General features: G+C 59.5%; 16 protein-coding genes. 4 read left to right on the forward strand and 12 right to left on the reverse strand.

The genetic code is table 11. The features are described 5' to 3' along the window. Positions 1 to 4 precede the first annotated feature (4 nt). The 8 genes from OS242_RS14115 to OS242_RS14150 form a co-directional block, all read right to left on the reverse strand. On the reverse strand, positions 5 to 820 hold the full coding sequence (locus OS242_RS14115; protein ID WP_267152327.1) for a GAF domain-containing protein: 816 nt from the start codon (positions 818 to 820) through the stop codon (positions 5 to 7). 75 nt (positions 821 to 895) lie between these two features. Continuing rightward, on the reverse strand, positions 896 to 1,633 hold the full coding sequence (locus tag OS242_RS14120; protein WP_267152328.1) for a 4'-phosphopantetheinyl transferase family protein: 738 nt from the start codon (positions 1,631 to 1,633) through the stop codon (positions 896 to 898). 141 nt (positions 1,634 to 1,774) lie between these two features. Then, positions 1,775 to 3,166 (reverse strand): argininosuccinate lyase, encoded by a 1,392-nt coding sequence (argH, locus tag OS242_RS14125; RefSeq protein WP_267152329.1) that lies wholly within the window; start codon positions 3,164 to 3,166, stop codon positions 1,775 to 1,777. Then, positions 3,166 to 4,395: an argininosuccinate synthase gene (locus OS242_RS14130; RefSeq protein WP_267152330.1), complete on the reverse strand. Its 1,230-nt coding sequence runs from the start codon at positions 4,393 to 4,395 to the stop codon at positions 3,166 to 3,168. The genes argH and OS242_RS14130 overlap by 1 nt, the downstream gene beginning before the upstream one ends. Before the next feature lie 23 nt (positions 4,396 to 4,418). After that, entirely contained in the window at positions 4,419 to 5,411 is a 993-nt protein-coding gene (gene argF / locus OS242_RS14135; RefSeq protein ID WP_267152331.1) for an ornithine carbamoyltransferase, read from the reverse strand. A gap of 1 nt (position 5,412) precedes the next feature. Beyond that, positions 5,413 to 8,628: a carbamoyl-phosphate synthase large subunit gene (gene carB / locus OS242_RS14140; RefSeq protein ID WP_267152332.1), complete on the reverse strand. Its 3,216-nt coding sequence runs from the start codon at positions 8,626 to 8,628 to the stop codon at positions 5,413 to 5,415. Beyond that, positions 8,609 to 9,694, reverse strand: a complete 1,086-nt coding sequence (locus tag OS242_RS14145) for a carbamoyl phosphate synthase small subunit (RefSeq protein WP_267152333.1) — start codon at positions 9,692 to 9,694, stop codon at positions 8,609 to 8,611. The genes carB and OS242_RS14145 overlap by 20 nt, the downstream gene beginning before the upstream one ends. A gap of 334 nt (positions 9,695 to 10,028) precedes the next feature. After that, on the reverse strand, positions 10,029 to 10,223 hold the full coding sequence (locus OS242_RS14150; RefSeq protein ID WP_267152334.1) for a hypothetical protein: 195 nt from the start codon (positions 10,221 to 10,223) through the stop codon (positions 10,029 to 10,031). A 179-nt stretch (positions 10,224 to 10,402) separates the two neighbouring features. On the opposite strand from OS242_RS14150, the gene OS242_RS14155 reads away from it, so the two are divergent. Further along, positions 10,403 to 10,636 (forward strand): hypothetical protein, encoded by a 234-nt coding sequence (locus OS242_RS14155; RefSeq protein WP_267152335.1) that lies wholly within the window; start codon positions 10,403 to 10,405, stop codon positions 10,634 to 10,636. 131 nt (positions 10,637 to 10,767) lie between these two features. Continuing rightward, on the forward strand, positions 10,768 to 11,664 hold the full coding sequence (locus OS242_RS14160) for a TIGR01777 family oxidoreductase (RefSeq protein WP_267152336.1): 897 nt from the start codon (positions 10,768 to 10,770) through the stop codon (positions 11,662 to 11,664). 39 nt (positions 11,665 to 11,703) lie between these two features. Here the strand turns inward: OS242_RS14160 and OS242_RS14165 are convergent, their stop codons facing one another. The 3 genes from OS242_RS14165 to OS242_RS14175 all read right to left on the reverse strand — a co-directional run bounded on the left by OS242_RS14165 (position 11,704) and on the right by OS242_RS14175 (position 16,133). Further along, entirely contained in the window at positions 11,704 to 13,347 is a 1,644-nt protein-coding gene (locus OS242_RS14165) for a glutamine--tRNA ligase/YqeY domain fusion protein (RefSeq protein WP_267152337.1), read from the reverse strand. A 209-nt stretch (positions 13,348 to 13,556) separates the two neighbouring features. Then, a complete protein-coding gene (locus OS242_RS14170) occupies positions 13,557 to 14,687 on the reverse strand; it encodes an Ada metal-binding domain-containing protein (RefSeq protein ID WP_323372954.1) in 1,131 nt (376 codons plus the stop codon). A gap of 684 nt (positions 14,688 to 15,371) precedes the next feature. Continuing rightward, positions 15,372 to 16,133, reverse strand: a complete 762-nt coding sequence (locus tag OS242_RS14175) for a DUF3050 domain-containing protein (RefSeq protein ID WP_267152338.1) — start codon at positions 16,131 to 16,133, stop codon at positions 15,372 to 15,374. Positions 16,134 to 16,341: 208 nt separating this feature from the next. Here OS242_RS14175 and OS242_RS14180 point away from each other — a divergent pair, with 208 nt between their 5' ends. Then, positions 16,342 to 17,397, forward strand: a complete 1,056-nt coding sequence (locus OS242_RS14180) for an EAL domain-containing protein (RefSeq protein WP_267152339.1) — start codon at positions 16,342 to 16,344, stop codon at positions 17,395 to 17,397. A 72-nt stretch (positions 17,398 to 17,469) separates the two neighbouring features. Here the strand turns inward: OS242_RS14180 and OS242_RS14185 are convergent, their stop codons facing one another. Next, complete coding sequence (locus tag OS242_RS14185) at positions 17,470 to 19,659, reverse strand: hypothetical protein (RefSeq protein ID WP_267152340.1); 2,190 nt, start codon at positions 19,657 to 19,659, stop codon at positions 17,470 to 17,472. 102 nt (positions 19,660 to 19,761) lie between these two features. Between OS242_RS14185 and OS242_RS14190 the strand changes: the two genes are divergently transcribed. Next, the gene (locus OS242_RS14190; RefSeq protein WP_267152341.1) at positions 19,762 to 20,076 is read left to right on the forward strand and encodes a hypothetical protein; all 315 of its coding nucleotides are present in this window, start codon (positions 19,762 to 19,764) and stop codon (positions 20,074 to 20,076) included. The last annotated feature ends 228 nt before the right edge of the window (positions 20,077 to 20,304 follow it).

Raw genomic sequence — 20,304 nt, forward strand, 5'->3', positions numbered from 1 at the left:
TCTGTCAGGGTTGGCTCTGCATTATGCGGGCCGCTTCTTCAAGCGGAGGTTGTTGCAGTTCAATGTACAAAAACAGCGACAACGCATTGGCGACATACGTGAGAAACTCTTGATCCTCATGCACAAAACTGTCCCGTTCCCGTCCGTCCACGCTCAGCACCCCGATCACGTGCGGACCGCAGCGGATCGGCAGGCAGAGCAAGGAATGGTAGCGCTTCGACGCTTTCGGATTGCTGCAAAACCGGCTCCCCGGCGCGGTCACATCGCCGGAGCAGTACGGCTCTCCCGTGCGGCAGACGTAGCCGGCCGCCGAGTCCGGGGGTAGCACCAACTCCTTTTTCCCCTCGGGAGAAAAGCCGATGCCCTCATGCATCCGCATCGTCCCGTCCGCTGCGGGGAGAAACAACGCCACCCGATGCGCGTTGGCACGGTCCGGTTTGGCGAGCAGCGTGAGCAGGCTCGGGAGCACAAAATCATACACCGCCTTGCGATATTCAGCAGACGTATACCCGGCCTGCAGATGGCCGGAGAGCGCCTTGGACGACTCCATGATGATCGCTTGGAGCAAGGCCAGCATCTGTTGCCGCTGCTTGAGGCTCTCCTGCAGCCGCGCCACCTCGCAGAGCCGCTGCCCTGCCGCCTGATTCGGTCGAAACGTCAACAACCCCAGCACCGACACCTCATCGCCCTGCCGGATGCGGCGGACGACATACCACCCCGCCAGCACGGCCATCGCAGCGAAGAGCAACAAAAACAGCCAGGGGCGGCCTGAGAAGATCATGTTCAATTGCTCAGTGATCCAGGTAAACAGTTTGTCCATGCCCATCACTCCTCCGGGTAGGGAGTACCTGCTAGGATGACTATGCGTTTACCTCTGTCGATATGCCGACGTGATTTACGGCCGCCACTCAAAACATTTCAGCTCAAACTCCTGCCCTTCCACGCAGATCGCCGCCCCGTACTCCGGGTGCACGTCGAGTTCCTGCATGCCCCAGCGCCGGACCTCTGCCGGGTCGTCCACGACGTCGAGCAGCCGTGCCGGCTCACCGGGGGCCAACGTGACGGTAAACGAGCCCAGCGGCTGCGCAAGGCCGCTGCCGAGGGCTTTGAGATACGCTTCCTTGCGAGACCAGCATTCATAGAAAGCCGCATGCCGTTGCTCCTGCGGCAGGTTGAGCAGGACATCGATCTCCCCCTGCGAGAAGAACCGCTCGACGATCATCTCCATGTCGGACAGATCGCGCCCGTACTCCAGATCCACCCCGATCTCCCGGTTCAACGTGATCCCGACCAACGCGAGATCCTTGGAATTGGACAGGTTGAACGGCACCGTGCCATGCCGCGCTTCCGGGTCGAGCATCGGCTTCCCGTGCTCGCCGTACACAAACCGCAGTTCGCGAGGCGGCACCTCCAGATACCGACCGAGCAAGATCCGCAACGCCCCGCGTCCCACCGTATAGGCACGGCGATCCTTCTCAAACCGATACCGGTTCGCCTTCGCCAACTCATCGGCCGACAACAGCGAATACAGCCGCTCCACCACAGCATCCGACTGCACCAACTCTATACGCCACACATGCACATCGTCTTCAGACAACAAATATCGCTCCGGCAACGGATGCCACACAGTCATACAAAACCCCTCCGTCTCAGATATAGATTAGTATTCTTATTATATCTGAAAACAGGAAAAAAGAGTTGAGCCCCCAGCCATATATAACTCGATTAAAAAGACCCGCTGCACGATCACGCACAGCGGGTCTTTTCACGATCTCTATTCTGCAAATCCTGCCAACCATTCCTTCACCTGCACCAACTGCCGCTTTACGCTCTCCGTCCCGGTACCACCGAGCGAGTTGCGCACGTTTACGACAGTCCGCACGTCAATCGCCTCGTACAGGTCCGCCTCAAACAGTTCAGACGCGTCCTTGTACTCTTCCATCGTCACATCGGCCAAAAACTTGCCTTCGGTGATGCAGAACAGCACGAGTTTCCCGATCACTTCGTGCGCTTGGCGGAAGGGGAGGCCTTTGCGGACGAGGTAGTCGGCGAGGTCGGTGGCGTTGGAGAAGTCTTCGCGGACCGCTTTCTCCACGTTTTCACGGCGCACGTGCATCGTCTCGATCATGCCCGCAAACAGCAGCAGCGAGGTCTTCAGCGTCTCGACCGTGTCAAACATGCCCTCTTTATCCTCTTGCAGGTCCTTGTTGTATGCGAGCGGCAGTCCCTTTAACACCGTGAGCAGCCCGAACAGATTGCCGTACACGCGCCCCGTCTTGCCGCGGATCAACTCTGCGACGTCGGGGTTTTTCTTTTGCGGCATGATGCTCGACCCGGTGCAGTACGCGTCGTCCAGTTCGACAAAGCCAAACTCGGTCGACGACCACAGCACCAGTTCCTCGCAAAAACGCGACAGGTGCATCATCAAGATCGAGGCCGCCGAAAGGAACTCCAGGATAAAGTCGCGGTCGCTCACCGCGTCCATCGAGTTTTCATACACCCGCGCAAATCCGAGCTCCTCCGCCACAAACTCGCGGTCGACCGGGAACGTCGTGCCCGCCAGCGCGCCGGAGCCGAGCGGCATCATGTCGATGCGCTTCTGCGCGTCGAGCAGCCGCTCCACATCGCGACGAAACATGCCCGCGTACGCCAGCAGGTGATGGGCGAGCAGCACCGGTTGCGCCCGCTGCAGGTGCGTGTAGCCGGGGATGATCACGTCGAGGTGCGACTCCGCTTTCTCCGCCAGCACCTCGACCAGCCGCACCAACAGCCCTGCGATCTCCGCCACTTCTTCTTTCAAATAGAGATGCATATCCAACGCCACCTGATCGTTGCGCGAGCGTCCGGTGTGCAGTTTGCCGCCGACCGGGCCGATCTCGTCGAGGAGGTGCTTTTCCACGTTCATGTGCACGTCTTCATGCTGGACGGAAAATTGCAACTCGCCCTGCATAAGTTTCGCCTGCACCGCCAGCAGACCGTCCGCGATCTTGGCCGCGTCCGCCTCGGGGATGATCCCTTGGCGGCCGAGCATCTTCACGTGAGCCAGCGAGCCCTTGATGTCTTGGGCCGCGAGCTTTTGGTCGAATTGGATCGACGCGGTAAATTCTTCGACGATCTCATTGGTCGGTTTCGTAAAGCGGCCGCCCCAGAGTTTCGTTTCAGCCATTACTTCGCAGCCTCGACTTTCTCAGCCGCTTCGCCCGCTTGGTTGTTCACCTTGGCGTTGACTTTGGTCGGCAGGCCCCACAGCTTGATGAAGCCTTTCGCCGCGTTGTGGTCGAACGCGTCGGCCGGGGAGTAGGTCGCGAGGTCGATGTCATACAGCGAGTTGGTCGATTTGCGGCCGACCGGCTGGTACGTGCCTTTGTGCAGTTTGACGCGGACGGTGCCGTTGACGGTTGCTTGCGTCTCTTCGATAAACGCGTCGATCGCTTTCTTCAGCGGCGAGAACCAGAGGCCGTTGTACACGAGCTCGGTGTATTTCAGCTCCAAGGTCGGTTTGAAATGCGCCACTTCGCGGGTCAGCGTGATCGTCTCCAGCTCGCGGTGAGCGGCGATCAGGACCAGTGCGCCCGGTGCTTCGTACACTTCGCGGGACTTGATGCCGATCAGACGGTTTTCCACGTGGTCGATGCGGCCGACGCCGTGCGCCCCTGCGATCTTGTTCAGCTGCTCGATCAGATCGACCAGACCCATCTCCACCCCGTTCAGCGACACCGGCACACCTTTGACAAATCCGATCTCCACATACTCCGCTTCATTCGGCGCATCGGCCGGGTTGACCGTCCACTCAAACGCTGCTTCCGGCGCTTCTGCCCACGGATCTTCCAGCACGCCCGCCTCGCAGGAGCGGCCCCAGAGGTTTTCGTCGACGGAGAACGGGTTTTCTTTGGTGATCGGGATCGGGATGTTGCGCTCTTTCGCATACTCGATCTCCTCGTCGCGCGACCAGCCCCACTCGCGGACCGGAGCGACGATCTCTAGGTTCGGGTTCAAGGCGGTGACGGAGACGTCAAAGCGGACTTGGTCGTTGCCTTTGCCGGTGCAGCCGTGCGCGACCGCCGTTGCGCCTTCCAGCTCTGCGTATTCGACCAGCAGTTGGGAGATCAGCGGACGGGAGAGCGCGGCGGAGAGCGGGTATTTGTGCTCATACAGCGCGTTCGCCTTCAAAGACGGCAGGATGAACTCTTTCGCAAACAGTTCGCGTGCATCGACCATGTAGGATTTGGATGCGCCGACTTGGAGTGCTTTGTTTTTGACAAATTCGAGGTCTTTGCCTTCGCCTACGTCGGCCGACAGCGCGATCACATCGTAGCCTTGTTCGGTCAGCCAAGTGATGGCGACGGAGGTGTCGAGACCGCCGGAGTATGCGAGTACGAGTTTCTGTTTGGTCATGGTTCTATCCCCTTTTGCTGAAATTAGTTGTTTTTATGATCGTGCGACATCAAAGCGACGAGGATCGCTTTTTGCACATGCAGACGATTTTCCGCTTCTTCAAAGATCACCGAGTTCGGCCCGTCGATCACGTCGGCGCTGACTTCCTCGCCGCGATGGGCGGGCAGGCAGTGCATGAAGAGATAATCGGATTTGGCGTGCCCGGCCAGTTTTGCGTTGACCTGATAGCCGGCAAAATGAGCAAGGCGCTGTTGCTGCTCCTCTTCTTGGCCCATCGATGCCCAGACGTCGGTGTAGATCACGTCGGTATTTTTTACCGCTTCCACCGGATCATGCGTCAGGACGAGATCGGTGCCGTGCAGTTTGGCCAGCCCTTTCGCCTGCTCGACGACGCGGCGGTCGCATTCGTAGCCCGGCGGCGTGGCGATGCGCAGGTTGAGGCCAAACTTCGGAGCGGCGATCAGCCAGGAGTTCGCCATGTTGTTGCCATCGCCGATGTAGGTCACCGTGCGGCCTTTCAGCGAGCCTTTTTGCTCCCACAAGGTCAGGATGTCGGCCAGCACTTGGCACGGGTGATGCAGATCGGTCAGCGCGTTGATGACCGGCACCGTCGAGTAGCGGGCGTATTCGATGATGCTCTCATGACCAAACGTGCGGATCATCACACCGTCCACATAGCGGGACAGCACGCGAGCCGTGTCGCAGACCGGCTCGCCGCGGCCGATCTGCGTGTCGTGGCCGGACAGGAACAGCGCGTGACCGCCCAGTTGGAACATCGCGACTTCAAACGAAACGCGGGTGCGGGTCGACGCTTTTTCAAAGATCATGCCGAGCGTTTTGCCGACGAGCGGCTGGTAGGCGATGCCCTTTTGCTGCTTTTCTTTGATTTCAATCGCGAGTGTCAGCAGATCTTGCAGCTCCAGCGGCGTAAAGTCGGCAAAGTCGAGAAAATCACGTCCGTACAGCGGGTTTTCCATTTGCGGTTGCGGTTTCAACGGGACAGCTGGCTGAGCCATGTCAACAGACCTCCTTGTGAGTGGCAGAATAAATTGCTTCTATTGATTCGAGCCATGCGCTCGCCGTGTCCAGCGAGGTCAGGCAGGGTATTTTCATCTCCATCGTGTAGCGGCGCATCCGGTAGCCGAGGCTTTCCGGGTCGCCCGGCTGCGTCGGAATGTTCAGTGCCGCCTTGATCTCGCCGGAGCGAAGCAAGGTCAGCACCTGTTCCGGCTCGCGAGAGACGGCGGTGACGGAAAGGCCGTTGCTTGCTAAAAAGAGTGCCGTGCCCTCCGTCGCATACAGTTTGTTGCCCATGCTCGCGAACCGTTGCAGGAGCGGCAACGCCTCCTCCTTGCTGCGGTCGCTCAGCGAGACCAGCACACCGCCTCCGTCCGCAGGCGACGGCAGCGGGATGCCTGCTCCGATGAACGATTTGGCCAGAGCTTGTGCGTAGGTCGCGCCCACGCCGAGCACCTCGCCCGTCGACTTCATCTCCGGGCCGAGCGGGATGTCGAGCCCGGTCAGTTTGCCAAAGGAAAACACCGGCGCTTTGACCACCACATGACCGATCTCCGGGTAGAGGCCCGTGCCGTAGCCCAGATCCGGCAGTTTCTCGCCAGTCTGCACGCGAATCGCCAGTTCCACCAGCGGCACGCCGGTCACCTTCGAGATGATCGGGACGGTGCGCGAGGAACGCGGGTTGACTTCCAGCACGTACACGACCCCGTCCGCGATCACAAACTGGATGTTCAACAGCCCCACGACCGGCAGCCCGGCCGCGATTTTCTCCGTGTACAGGGCGATGGTCGCCTGCTCCGCATCGGTCAGCCCTTGCGGCGGATAGACGGCCATCGAGTCGCCGGAATGAACACCCGCCCGCTCGATGTGTTCAAAGATACCTGGGATCAGCACGTTCTCGCCGTCGCACACCGCGTCGACCTCCGCTTCCCGCCCCATGAGATAGCGGTCGATCAGGATCGGGTGCCCGGCGGCGACGTCGGTCGCCTGCTCCATGTAGCGTTGCAGTTCCTGTGCATCGTGGACGACCGCCATCGCCCGGCCGCCGATCACGTAGGACGGGCGCACCATCACCGGATAGCCGATCTCCGCCGCCACCGCGAGTGCCCCCGCCGTGTCGTGAGCGGAGCCGCCCAGCGACTGCGGGATGCCCAGCCGGTCGAGAAACTGGCGAAACTCCTCGCGATCCTCCGCCCGGTCGATCGCCTGGATCGTCGTCCCGGCGATGAGCAGCCCGCGCTCTGCCAGCGCTGCGGCCAGATTGATCGCCGTCTGCCCACCGTACTGGACAAAGCACAGTTCCGCCCCCTCGCGATGCGCCACTTCCAGCACATCCTCGACGGTCAGCGGTTCAAAGTAGAGCCGGTCGGCCGTGTCGAAGTCGGTGGACACCGTCTCCGGGTTGTTGTTGATGATCACCGTCTCGTACCCGAGCTTTTTGAGCGCCCACACCGCATGCACCGAGCAATAGTCAAACTCGATGCCTTGCCCGATGCGGATCGGACCCGAGCCGAGCACCAGCGCTTTTTTCTTGCTCGCGTCGCCGTGCAGCCCTTCGTCCTCGCCACGATACGTCGAGAAAAAGTACGGCGTCGCCGACTCAAACTCCGCCGCACAGGTATCGACCAGCGTAAACGCCGGCCGGACCCCGTGCTTGTGACGAGTTTCACGCACAAGATCAGCATTTGTATGCAACAGGCGGGCGAGGTAGGTATCGGCAAATCCCTGCTTCTTCAGTTCGATCAGCTCTTCGGCGCTCAGTTCCTCAAGGCTCTTCCCCGCAAGCGAACGCTCCGCCTGAACCAACGCGTCCAACTTATATAAAAACCACTCATCCACCGCCGTCCACGCATGCAACTCTGCGACGGATACCTGCCGGCGCAACGCTTCTGCCAGAACAAACAAACGACGGTCGTCCGGTTCTTTTTTCAAATAGCTCTCCAACTCATCGGCACTCCACTGCGCCACCTCGGGCAGCCAGATGCCGTCCACCCCGATCTCCAGCGAGCGCAACGCTTTTTGCAACGCTTCGCCAAAGTTGCGCCCGAGCGCCATCACTTCGCCGGTCGCCTTCATCTGCGTGCCGAGCGTGCGAGTCGCTTTCGGGAATTTATCAAACGGCCAGCGCGGCACTTTCGCCACCACATAGTCGAGCGCCGGTTCGAACGACGCATACGTGCGGCCCGTCACCGGGTTGAGCATCTGATCGAGGCGGCCGCCCACGGCGATCTTGGCTGCGATCTTGGCGATCGGATACCCGGTCGCCTTGGAAGCCAACGCCGACGAGCGCGACACCCGCGGGTTGACCTCGATCACGCAGTAGCGGTTGCTGTGCGGATCGAGCGCAAACTGCACGTTGCACCCGCCCTCGATCTTGAGCGCCCGGATGATGTCCAGCGCCGCCGTGCGCAGCATCTGGTACTCGCGGTCGGTCAGCGTTTGCGACGGCGCCACGACGATGGAGTCGCCGGTGTGCACGCCGACCGGATCGAGATTTTCCATGTTGCAGATCGTGATGCAGGTGTCGTTCGCATCGCGCATCACCTCATACTCGATCTCTTTCCAGCCCCGGATGCTCCGCTCCACCAGCACTTGCGAGATCGGGGACTGCTTCAACCCGCGCTGGAGGATCGCCACAAAGTCGTCATGCGTCTCCGCGATGCCGCCGCCCGTGCCGCCCAGCGTATACGCCGGACGCAGGATCACCGGCAGGCCGATCTTTTCCAAAAAGGCCAGACCCTCCGCCATCGAATGCACGATCTCGCTCTCCGGAATCGGCTGGTCGAGGAGTTCCATCAAGTCTTTAAACAATTGCCGGTCCTCCGCCCGCTGGATCGACTCCAGCGGCGTGCCGAGCAGTTTCACTCCGCACTCGGCCAGCACCCCGCTCTCTGCCAGCTCGACGGCGAGGTTCAACGCGGTCTGCCCGCCGAGCGTCGCCAGCAGTCCGTCGGGCCGCTCCGCCCGGATGATCGCCGACACCGCCTCCACCGTCAACGGTTCGAGGCAGACCTTGTCGGCGACGCCTTGGTCGGTCATGATCGTCGCCGGATTGGAGTTGACGAGTACCACTTCGTAGCCCTCTTCCCGCAACGCTTTGCAAGCCTGCGTCCCGGCATAATCAAACTCGGCCGCTTGGCCGATCACGATCGGGCCGGAGCCGATCACGAGCAGTTTTCCTTTAGACGGTTGTGGTTCAGACAGTTGTGGTGACAAGATGCTGACCCTTCCTTTCCTTCATCAAGCTCAAGAAATCTTCAAACAACACCTGCGCATCCTGCGGTCCAGGACACGCTTCCGGGTGGAACTGCACAGAAAAGACAGCGAGGTCGCGGTGCTTCAGCCCTTCCACCGAACCGTCGTTCACGTTGCGGTGCGTCACGATCAGGTCGTCAGGCAGACCCGCGTCCGCCACCGTGTAGCCGTGATTTTGCGACGTGATCCAGATCTTGTCGCTCTGCAGGTCGCGCACCGGATGATTGCTCCCGCGATGACCGAACCGCATCTTCTCCGTCCGCGCCCCAAACGCGAGGGCGAGCAGTTGATGCCCGAGGCAGATGCCAAACGTCGGGAACTCCTCCGCCAACTCTTTCACCGTCGGCAGCAAGTCCGCGCAGTCCAGCGGATCGCCCGGTCCGTTCGAGAGCATGATCCCGTCGGGCCGCATCGCCCGCACCTGCTCGGCCGTCGACGTCGCCGGCATCACCGTCACACGGCAGCCGGCAGTTGTCAGCGACCGGGCGATATTTTCCTTCGCCCCAAAGTCCAGCAAGACCACGTGATACTCCCCCTCCGCGCTGAAGGAATAGGAGATCGGCGTCGACACCTTCTTCACCAGATCGCGGGGCAGCGCGGAAAAGTCCGGCTCCTCCGTCGCGGCTTCCACCGGCACGATGTATCCTTTGAGCGACCCGTGCTCCCGGATCACCCGCACCAACGCCCTCGTGTCCACATCGGTCAGCAGCGGCACCTCATGGTGCGCCAGATATTCGTGGAGCGTCTTCTCCTGCAAATAATGATTTGGCAGGCTGCAGGCTTCCCCGGTTACAAATCCGGCCAGCCACGGCCGTTTCGCTTCCGCATCCTGAGCGTTCAGCCCGTAGTTTCCGATCAGCGGGTACGTCATCACCACGATCTGCCCTGCATAGGAAGGGTCGGTGAGGATCTCCTGATACCCGGTCATTCCGGTATGAAACACCACTTCGCCCGCTTTCATCCCCTCGCCGCCAGCGAGGAGACCCGGGAATCTCCGCCCGTTCTCGAGAACGAGAACACCTTTCATCAATAACCCCTCCTTCGTGTGCATGGGCACGTGTGATCCGTTACCCTCAAGCTACGTGTTATTATACGGTTCTATGCATAACTATTCAAGCTAAATTTTTTGCCCTTTTTTTCGTGCCGTGATACGCACCCATTTTTGGCCCCCGACATACTCTACAGTACGAATCGCCCACCAAGAGAGCCGCGCTCCCGTCGTCAGAGAGAAAAGCGAGGTGGCAGAGCACACGGCGACGGTACGCGATGACATAGATTCGTCCCGGCTGCAGACGGGACACCCGCTCTCCTCATACAAAAAGGACGGATGCCGCGCAGGCACCCGTCCCTTTTTTTGCCCGTTACCAAAACAACCCGCCTGCGCCGCCCATCAACGGCCCGACGATTGGCCCGACCGTGCTCCACACCCACCAGAACACGATGGCGATGATAAAGATCACGGCAAACGTGATCGCCCACCCGCCAAAGCCAAACCCGGCGACCACACCCGGCCCGATGCCTTGCGCCGCACCAAACGGAAATCCGACCCCTGCCATCCGTCTCCCCCTTTCGCACAGAACTTCTTGTTCCCAGCGTATGCGCGGGAAGGCGATGGCGTATGAGCATCTGTCCCGACTCTATGAATCAAAATAATTTCTCGTTCTGGGAGGAGTTAATTACACACTTGAAGAATTAAATTACGCAACTGAATAATCAAAGTCCCGGAGGTGTGGAGATGAGATATGACGATCCGCTGTGGCAACAGGTCGAGAACGACCCGGAGATCCTCGCCCTGAAAGCCAAGATGCGCGGGGTGGAACAGCAGCTCCGAGCCGCCGTCGCAGACGGCCCGTGGGCGATTTTTTTGGACTGGGAAGCGCTCTGGGCGCAGTACCTCACCCTCTATGTCGAGCGACTGTACCCGCTTGTCTATGAGAGAGGGCGAGTCTCACAGTTGGAGAAAAAATAGACACAGCATGGCGAGCGAGGGCTTTTGGCCCTCCTTTTTTGTTGGGATTCCAAATTTTCCTATGACTCCTGTGCTACACTGAAGAGGTGAACCGGATTTGATCATCTGATCTCAAAGGAGAGATGACATACATGAAACTCGCCATCGCAGGCGGCAGCGGCTTTATCGGCCAACACCTGATCCACGACTGGTTGCAGAGCCATCACGAAGTGTTTCTCATCTCGCGCTCCCGGCAACCGACCCATGACCCGAAGCTGACCTCCGTGACCTGGAACCAGTTGCAGGAAGACCCGCAGCTCCTCGAAGGCATCGACGCCCTCGTCAACCTCGCCGGGGAGTCGATCAACCAACGCTGGACCGCCGCGGCCAAACACCGCATCATCCAGTCCCGCCTCGACACGACCGGCCGGATCGCCGACCTCGTATCCCGTTTGGAGCACAAACCGTCCGTCGTCGTCAACGCATCCGGCATGTCGATCTACGGCCTCTCGGAGACGCAAACATTCGTCGAGGAGAGCCCCCACGTCCACGACCACTTCCTCTCCGACGTCGTCGAGGAATGGGAGCGGGCAGCCGACCAGATCCCGGTGGACCGCCTGGTCAAACTCCGCGTCGGCATCGTCCTCGGCATGGACGGGGGCGCGTTCCCGAAAATGTACATGCCCTACCGCCTCTTCGTCGGCGGCAAAGTCGGCTCCGGCCGCCAATGGCTCTCCTGGATTCATGCCGAAGACATGGTCCGCCTCATCAACTTCTGCATCGAACATCCCGCGATAAAAGGCCCCGTCAACGGCACCGCCCCGAACCCCCTCACCAACGACCAATTCGGCCGCGTGGTAGGCAAAGTGGCAGGCAGACCGCATTGGATGCCGGTGCCGTCGTTCGTGATGAAGACATTGTTCGGCGAGCTGTCCGTGCTGTTGCTGGAAGGGCAAAAGGTGCTGCCGAAGAAAGTGCTCGATCACGGGTTCGAGTTCAAGTATCCGACGCTGGATGTGGCGTTGAAAGAGTTGCTGCGAAACGAATAAAAGGGAGCCCCGCCATCGGGCTCCCTTTTTGCGTACTCTTTACTTAAACGAACTCTTCAGCGACACGATTAAGTTAAACACTTTTTTCTCATCCGTGCTGTGCTTCGGATCCACGTTGAAGTACCCGTGGCGGAAGAATTGGAACTTATCCTGTGCCTTTGCGTCTTTCAGGTCTGCTGCCACGTATCCGTGCACGACTTCCAGCGAGTTCGGGTTGATCCGGTCGATCAGGTCGCCGTCCGCCGGTTCGCCGGTCAGCAGGCTGTCGTACAGGCGGTACTCGGCCGGGACCGCGCTCTTGGCATCGACCCAGTGGATCGTGCCTTTGACTTTGCGGCCGGTAAAGCCGCTGCCGCTCTTCGTCTCCGAGTCGTAGGTGCAGTGCAGTTCCACAACGTTGCCGTTTTCGTCCTTCACCACATCGTTGCATTTGATGAAGTACGCATGCTTCAGACGCACTTCATTGCCCGGATACAGACGGTGGTACTTCGCAGGCGGCTCTTCCATAAAGTCGTCCTGCTCGATATACAGTTCCCGCGAGAACGGGATTTGCTTCATGCCCATCTCCGGCACTTCCGCATTGACTTCCGCGTCGAGCATCTCCACTTGGTCCTCCGGGTAGTTGGTGATCACCACTTTCAGCGGACGAACCACACCCATCGTGCGCGGGGCCTTGAGCTTGAGGTCTTCGCGGATGAAGTGTTCGAGCTGGCGGTAATCCACATCGCCGCCGCCGACCGTCACGCCCAGTTCACGCACAAACGCCCGGATCGCCTCCGGAGTAAAGCCGCGACGACGTAGACCGGAGATCGTCGGCATGCGCGGGTCGTCCCAGCCGTCGACCACTTTCTCGTCGACCAGTTTCTTCAGATAGCGCTTGCTCATGATCGTATCGGTCAGGCTCAGTCGGCCAAATTCATACTGATGCGACACATGCGGCATCTCGCACTCGCGGATCACCCAGTCGTACAGCGGACGCTGATCCTTGAACTCCAGCGTGCACAGCGAATGGGAGACCCCCTCGATCGCGTCTTCCAGCGGGTGTGCGTACGCGTACATCGGGTAGATGCACCATTTGTCGCCCGTGTTGTGATGCGTCGCATGCGAGATGCGGTAGATGACCGGGTCGCGCAGGTTGATGTTCGGGGACGCCATGTCGATCTTCGCGCGCAGGACTTTTTCGCCGTCTTTAAACTCGCCTTTGCGCATGCGGTCAAACAGATCGAGGTTCTCCTCGACCGAGCGGTCCCGGAACGGCGAGTTTTGGCCCGGTTCGGTCAGGGAGCCGCGGGTTTGACGGATCTCCTCGGCGGACAGATCGTCGACAAACGCGAGCCCCTTTTTGATCAGCAGCACCGCACGATCATACATCTCCTCGAAATAATCGGAAGCAAAGAACAGTCCGTTCCATTCAAAGCCGAGCCATGCGACATCCTCTTTGATCGCGTTGACGTACTCGACATCTTCCTTGAGCGGATTCGTGTCGTCAAAGCGAAGGTTGGTTTTGCCGTTAAAATCCTTGGCGATCTCAAAGTTGATGCAGATCGATTTGGCATGACCAATATGTAAATACCCGTTCGGCTCCGGCGGGAATCGGGTCACGACTTGATTGACCCGGCCGGCTGCCAGATCCTCTTTGATGATCTCCCGAATAAAGTCGGAAGAGTTTGTTGTGTTTCCCATAAGACACACCTTTCGACATCATAATGAGTCCAGTTATTCCTTCTATCATACAAAAAAAGCGCGATCAGGGAAACTCCACCGACCGACAACGCCTCTGCGACCCCAGATACGTATAGAATATCCAATTCTGACAATGTCCAGCCAGCAAGTAAAAACAGACCGACTGCCCGGCAGCATCGCCCACCGCGACCCGAATTCCAGACAAAGTATCAATTCCCTTCAGCCAGACTTCTCCACAAGTAAAACGTCGCGTAGGCTTGCCACCCTTCCCAGCCCTGTGCGAGCGACATCATCTCTTCTCTTGTCGGTTTTCGGTCCATGCCGAGTTGCTTTTTGATCGCATTTTGCAGTCCCGCATCCCCGACCGGAAAAGCCGACGCATCTCCCAAGCACCGCATCGCCACATAGCTCGCCGTCCACGGCCCGATGCCCCGGATCTTCAACATCGCCTGTTCAGCTTCCGAGCCGGAGAGAGCCAGCAGCCCCTCTTTGGTCAGGCTCTTCGTTGCGATCTGCCGGGCGACCTCGATGAGATACTCCGCCTTTTTCCCGGTGAACTGCAACGCTCTCAGTTCGTCCATCGTCAGCTCCGCGATCCGCTCCGGCACCGGGAACAGCCAATAGGTCTCGCCTTCCCACTCCATCCGCTCACCGTACCTCTCGACGAGCCGCTTTTTCAGCGTATAGGCAAAGACCAGATTGATCTGCTGCCCGATCACCGCCCAACATAACGCTTCAAATAAATCGGGAATCCGCACGATTCGAAGTCCGCGATGCGCGTCGACCACTTTTTTCAACAACGGATCATCCCCCGCCATCCGATAAAAAGGCGCCAAATCCCGCTCCAGATCGAGCCACTCCCACACATAATGAGCCGCCGCCATGCGAATCGACTCTTTTGGAATGCCGTTTCGAAAGCGAATTTCAACCGTTTCACCGTCGGCGTCCGGCTTGCTCCCGACCTCGATCAACACCCGCTCTCCGTCGATCTCCAACAACTTCAACAGCGTGTCCCCCACGACTCGGTGCAGACATTCCTCCGACGACCTCGTCAAATACATCAACGCTTCCGATAAAGAAAACTCCCCCTCCACCGAGAGCCGCATCGTGCCTTTCTCATACGTCCACCGTTCCTCCGGCATCTGCGGAAAACACACCTTGCAAGCACGATATCCCGCCCGCTCCGCCTCTCGTCTGGACCGCACATAGACCACATTCTTCAAGTCTGGCCTCTTCGCCCGGCAAGACGGCCGACAATAGATATTCGTCGTCTTCACACACGTGTAAAAGACACCATCGAATTTTGCGTCATTTTGCATCCATGCTTCATTCAAGGTCATTGATCATACGCCCCCTCTCCTTATTAATAAAAAAGCTTCCGCGACGGGAAAGCCTATAGGAAGTAGATCTAGTTTTCAAAAAGCATTTCCAAAGCCATCCCAACACACCTTTTAAAGCATAAAGAACAACTGTTCCTTGTTTCTTTTCACTATGGTAGAATACGAATAACACAATTGAATAGGCTCCTCAAGGGCGGTCGGCTCATCCCCTCGTGAAAGGGGGTGAGATCGGTATGACTGATTTTCAAATGCTCACTGTTATGATTGCTTTCGGAACACTTGTGGCTGCGATCATTATTGGTTTGCTGAACGTGATCATCGGCATACTAAACCTGATAAAAAAGAAGTAGACCTCCCTTGAGCTTCGCGGCTTAGAGGTCTACTTCCTTTTCCGTATGAGCCGACACCCTTGTTGGGTATCAGTTGTGCCAGTCGACTGTAGGTGTGTCCAGCACCTGCAGTCTTCTTTTTATTGTACACCACATTTATACGTTTATTCTAACACACGAATCAAGAAGCTATCAACGTGCCCCAGTGTCGGAATCCAACCCAGCAATTGTACTACGATGCGTTTCGCAATTTGTTAAAGATTCTCTCTTTCCAATCCTTCATCTCAAGAAATGTTTTCTTCTCTTCGAGTTTCGTCATGAACACAGATAAAATATCCCATAATTCTTTATACTCCTACCTTCCTTCCACCTCCCCCAACACCCCGCCCCACAGTTCAATTCGCTTCTCCAGACACTCCTCCGCCGTCCGCTCCGCTTCTGCGATCTTCTGCGGGTCGCCGCCGCAGAGGTGGTCGAGCAACTGCTCGGCCAGCGGTCCGTGCGAATCGCCGTCCAACTCGATGTGCCGCTTCAAATAATACACGAGCCGATCCACTTCGCCGCCTCGCTGCTCGATCTCGCCCACGAGGTGTCCAAACATGTCCGGGATGATGTCCTCCCGCCCAAAGAAGAACGCAGCCGCCACTTCATGCGGTTTACCGTTCATCGCGATGTCCATCGTGAACGAAACGAACTGATGCACCGACTCCGGCATCCCCGCTTTCTCCAGCGCGTGCTCCACGCTCGCCCCCTGCTCCAGCGCAGCGAGGAACTCCTTGACCGGCTCGGTATCCGCCCCGCATTGCTCCATCGCTTGCAGATACAGATCGAAGTGGGAGATGTACCCGCCTTCGCCGTCTTCGTCGGTCTCCTCACCGAGCACAATCTCATTGATAAACCGGGCATACCGGGTCTCTTTGCCCGGCATCCACGGCACGGTCGTCACGGTCAGCAGTTGTTGCAGCCGCTTTAACAGACTCATAAAATCCCAAACGGCGAAGACGTGGTGCTTCATAAAAACGCGCACCTTCTCCGGCGTGTTCAACTCTTTGTAAATCGGGTGCCCGAGCAAGCGGTCGCGCACGCTCGTCAGCCGTTGTGTATCCACAGATTGCATCACTAGCTCCTCCTTCTGTCTTCCCTGTGCAAGTTTTCCCTGTGTTAGTATACCCGATCCGGCAGGTACCAAATGTGACAGGATTCGCACGTTCCTTGTCGGATTTTGCAAGATTATTTCCCTGGTAATCTGTAGGAAATTCAAAGGAATGACCGAAAGTTTTCACGAATAGTTTTGTAAGGGAATTGATGGGGAAGGTGGGAACAGATTGAACGCTCCAAACGAGCAATGCCAGGCCTGCCAGACGGCGGCCGACGGCTATTTTCTGCGATTCGCCGGGGAAGCGAATCTGCAAGCCCTGAACGAATGGCTCACGGGGGACAAGTTCTCTCCCGTTCACCGCATAGAGACCGACATCGTCTGGGCGGCGACGCACGCCGTGCCCGACATGCTTGACTATTTTACCGCACACATGGACGCCGCGCAGATCACCGCTGCACCCGCGCCGGACAAGACATCGCTGCCGACCGCTGCCGAGGCTTGGTTCCCGCTCGCAGACCTGCGCGCGCACCAAGCGGCGCACTGGATCGACGACGTGATCGCCGAGGAACGCGTCCGCACCGTCTACCAGCCGATCGTGTCCGGCTACGGCGAACAGGTGCAGATCGAGGCGTACGAGTTTCTCTCCCGCGCCCTCGACGAGGACGGCACCCTGATCCCGCCTTACAAAATGTTCGACGCAGCCCGCACACGCGGCCGTCTGTTTGCGCTCGACCGCGTCTGCCGCCTTCAAGCGGTGCGCAACGCATCGCGAGTCGGGGACCGACTCGTCTTCGTCAACTTCATCCCGACGGCGATCTACACGCCCGAGCACTGCCTGCAGAGCACGCTGGCCAAGGCGTGGGCATCGGGTGCCGACCCGCACCAGATCGTCTTTGAAGTGGTCGAGACGGAGGAGATCAAAGACCTCGACCACCTGGAAAATATCCTGCTCTTCTACCGCAAACACGGCTTCCGCTACGCCCTCGACGATGTGGGCAGCGGATACTCCACCGTGGAAAACGTGATTCGTCTCAAGCCGGACTTCGTCAAGTTGGACATGCACTACGTCCAAGGCGTCGCCGACGACCCGGACAAACAGCAGGTCGCCATCGCCCTGCTGGAAGCAGCGCGCACCGTCGGCTCCCGCACCCTCGCAGAAGGCGTGGAGACGGAGCGTGACTGGGCTTGGCTCTCGAAGGCGGGCTATGAGCTGTTCCAAGGCTATCTCTTTGGCAAGCCGGAGTTGGAACCGGCACAGAACGTCTTGACCCTCTCCAAATAAAGACAAACAGGCGCGTCTCCCGGAGTCTCCTTCCGAGAAACGCGCCTGTATTTTTATTCACTTTATACATCTTTATGCACTCTGTCTCCAAGCCCCCATCGACCGATGGGCCCCGCTGTCCAGCCACAGCAAAAGCCCGGGAAACGCCGTGTACAGAAACATCAACGCCGCCACCACGATCCCCGAATCGTTGGTCACAAGGCCGATACCCGCCCCGCCCAGCAGCGCGGCGAATGTGCGCATAAACGGAGCATACGGCCCCTTCCACCGCGTCTCGCGTGCGCTCGGGAGAAACAGCCGCCACGCAAACCCCGCGATCAAGACCAGCAGCACCGTTGGCCAGATCGTCGCCGTGAACAACCGCCGCACCATGTCGGTCTTGCGGGCGAGGATGCGCAGCACCTCGTCCCCGCCGCCGTTGATCACCTGATGCGTCGCGGCCGCGATGTGCGACGGCGCGTGACCGCCTCCCATGACGTTCAGCGCCCACAGCGAGGCCAACGCCACGCCGAGCCCCCACAGCATCTTGCCCACCGACTGCCGCCATGACCAGCCGCGCTGCAGGGCGTACGCCAGCGACGCCGTGCCGGCCGCCGTCAGGGCCCCTCCCGTATTTGTGCCGAGCTCCGGCGACGCAAAGAACAGCGTCAACAGCAGGCTCCCGATCAGAAACGCGATCTCCGCCCGCCGCCTGTTCACCCCGATCTGCAACGCGGCCGCATACAGCAAGACGCCCGCGGCGACCAGCACACCCATGTACTCATTGCCGACTCCGTAGTACCGGGCCCCGACGATGGGATCGTAGCTGAGCAGACTTGCCTTCGCCAGCGTCCCGCCCGCCCACACATCGGCGACCACCGCGCAAAGCGTCCACCCCGTCAGCCAGAGCAGACGCACCGGGATGCTCTTGCACAGCCAGCGAAACGGCGCCGCGATCACGAGCAACCACACCGTCAGCACGCCTCCCGCCACATCCCACAGACTCTCCGGCCGCAACAGCGGGAGCAGATACAAACAGAGCGGCATCGAGAGCGTCGCCCAGAGCAACCCTTTCACAACCGGCAGACGGACCGCCACACTCGGCCACGACTGGGACACCGCCCCCCACAGTGCCAACGCTGCGAGCACGCCGACACCGGTCAGCACCGCCGCACGATTCGTGTAGTTCCACACCGTCACCCGGAGCAGGTCAGGCAGTTGCCCCTGCGCGATCTCCTCGGTCTGCCGCAGCGGATACCCGATCATCTCACGAGGGATCTGCGCTCCGAGAAAGTGCAACACCGTCGGCATCACGTCCAGATTGGCCACGATGCCCGCCCGTCGTGTCGTCGCCGATGTCAGCACTTTCCCCGCTTGCCAGCCCCCGCCCGCGACTGCGAGCGGGGCCAGCAGTTCCCCGCGCGCCCTCGCCTCCTTCGACACCTGCGGCGACACGAACACCACCAGCCGACTCGGCCCGGACTCCGCCTGCACGCGGGTGAGAAACTGATCGGTCTCCGCCAGCACCTGCCTCTTCAACGCCCCGTAGCGCTCCTCCGTCAAAGACTCCCGATACGCCGCGAGCCGCCCGAGGTCGCCCAGATCAAACACCACCAGCGACGCGTCGCCTTTCACCCGCTGATACCCGCTCCACATCGCCTCATAGTCGGTGCGCACCCCGTACGGCCGCTCAGTGGCAGCGACCAGCATCCGGTTGCTGACATCGCCGTACGCCGTGCTCCCGAGCCGGTCTGCCGTCAACAACGCGGCAGGTCGCCATTGCACAGGCGCCCGGTCCCCGTTGCCAAACACCGCCGCCGACAGCCCCGCCGTCCGCAGCGCATCGCCCGCGCCGCCGAACTGCCCGGAAAACTCGCGCTGGCTGCGGCTGCGGTTCAACTCGGCCATCGACAGCACCAGCACCTCGCCCTGCGAGGGCACGCCCATCCATCGCTCATACCGCTCTGCCGCCGATCCGTCCGCCGCCCGCTCCCACGAGTTTTGCACATCGAGCGTCGCCTTTAGCTCTCCTGGCACGCCCATCGCCAGCGTCGCGTACGCCGCCTCTTTTCTGCGCGATTCGCCTGTGCTCCCGTTCATCCACCCGGCAGCGCCCCCCTGCGCCAACCGCTGCCACGCCGGGAGTTGTGCCAATTCCTCCGTGCCGACCCGATTCACCAGCACGACGATCGCCTGCCGCGACTCCTTCGCCTGTGCGACCTCGACGCTGCCGAAAACACCTGCCAGCAACCCGCAGAGCAAGAAACAAATCACACCCCGCATCCGAACACCTCCTTTTGCCAATCAGCATGCCCAAATGTCCCGACCGATGCATCATCTTGCCCTCGATGCGGAAAAATAGGCAGGAAAAGGAGGCGTTCCCTCATGAACCGGAACGGTCAACAAAACCAAAAGCCGCTCAACCCCGGCCTCTCCGAACGCGAGATCGAAGAGATCCTCGCCAGCAGCGGCGTGATCAACGGCCAAGTCACCAACGGCGTCAAACTCGGCCTCGCCATCGCCGACATCATCGTCAAAAACAACCAACTGCTGATGGAAGCCGTCCAATCCGGCAACCTCAACAAACCCGCCTTCGACGACAAAAACGGCGAGCACCAAACCGCCCAACCCACCGAAATGTGGGAAGCCGGCACCCGCCCCCAAGCGGGCATGGCCGGCCCCGACGACAACGTCTACTAAACGAGCGACCCCGGCGGTCGCTTTTTTTATGTCCTTTCATCGATTCGACTTGATCCATCAAAATCAGACACATAAATAAATCGACTCGCACAAACAAAAATTCAATTCATCCACACTATCCACATACATATCCACAGGGTAAAATGCTGATTTCTCTACAGAAATCTACAAATTAACATGGTTATCCCCAATCTCCGCCGACACTTTACATAATGGACTGTGGAATTT

The sequence above is a fragment of the Tumebacillus lacus genome, assembly GCF_026410385.1.
Taxonomy (GTDB): Bacteria; Bacillota; Bacilli; order Tumebacillales; family Tumebacillaceae; genus Tumebacillus; species Tumebacillus lacus.

Excerpts from the sequence above, each read along its gene's own strand:
- OS242_RS14130 (WP_267152330.1), bottom strand. The coding sequence starts at position 4,395 with ATGACCAAACAGAAACTCGTACTCGCATACTCCGGCGGTCTCGACACC.
- OS242_RS14190 (WP_267152341.1), top strand. The coding sequence starts at position 19,762 with ATGAACCGGAACGGTCAACAAAACCAAAAGCCGCTCAACCCCGGCCTC.
- OS242_RS14155 (WP_267152335.1), top strand. The coding sequence starts at position 10,403 with ATGAGATATGACGATCCGCTGTGGCAACAGGTCGAGAACGACCCGGAG.
- OS242_RS14170 (WP_323372954.1), bottom strand. The coding sequence starts at position 14,687 with ATGACCTTGAATGAAGCATGGATGCAAAATGACGCAAAATTCGATGGT.
- OS242_RS14120 (WP_267152328.1), bottom strand. The coding sequence starts at position 1,633 with ATGACTGTGTGGCATCCGTTGCCGGAGCGATATTTGTTGTCTGAAGAC.
- OS242_RS14175 (WP_267152338.1), bottom strand. The coding sequence starts at position 16,133 with ATGCAATCTGTGGATACACAACGGCTGACGAGCGTGCGCGACCGCTTG.
- OS242_RS14150 (WP_267152334.1), bottom strand. The coding sequence starts at position 10,223 with ATGGCAGGGGTCGGATTTCCGTTTGGTGCGGCGCAAGGCATCGGGCCG.
- OS242_RS14145 (WP_267152333.1), bottom strand. The coding sequence starts at position 9,694 with ATGAAAGGTGTTCTCGTTCTCGAGAACGGGCGGAGATTCCCGGGTCTC.
- OS242_RS14165 (WP_267152337.1), bottom strand. The coding sequence starts at position 13,347 with ATGGGAAACACAACAAACTCTTCCGACTTTATTCGGGAGATCATCAAA.
- argF (WP_267152331.1), bottom strand. The coding sequence starts at position 5,411 with ATGGCTCAGCCAGCTGTCCCGTTGAAACCGCAACCGCAAATGGAAAAC.
- argH (WP_267152329.1), bottom strand. The coding sequence starts at position 3,166 with ATGGCTGAAACGAAACTCTGGGGCGGCCGCTTTACGAAACCGACCAAT.
- OS242_RS14160 (WP_267152336.1), top strand. The coding sequence starts at position 10,768 with ATGAAACTCGCCATCGCAGGCGGCAGCGGCTTTATCGGCCAACACCTG.
- OS242_RS14115 (WP_267152327.1), bottom strand. The coding sequence starts at position 820 with ATGGACAAACTGTTTACCTGGATCACTGAGCAATTGAACATGATCTTC.
- OS242_RS14185 (WP_267152340.1), bottom strand. The coding sequence starts at position 19,659 with ATGCGGGGTGTGATTTGTTTCTTGCTCTGCGGGTTGCTGGCAGGTGTT.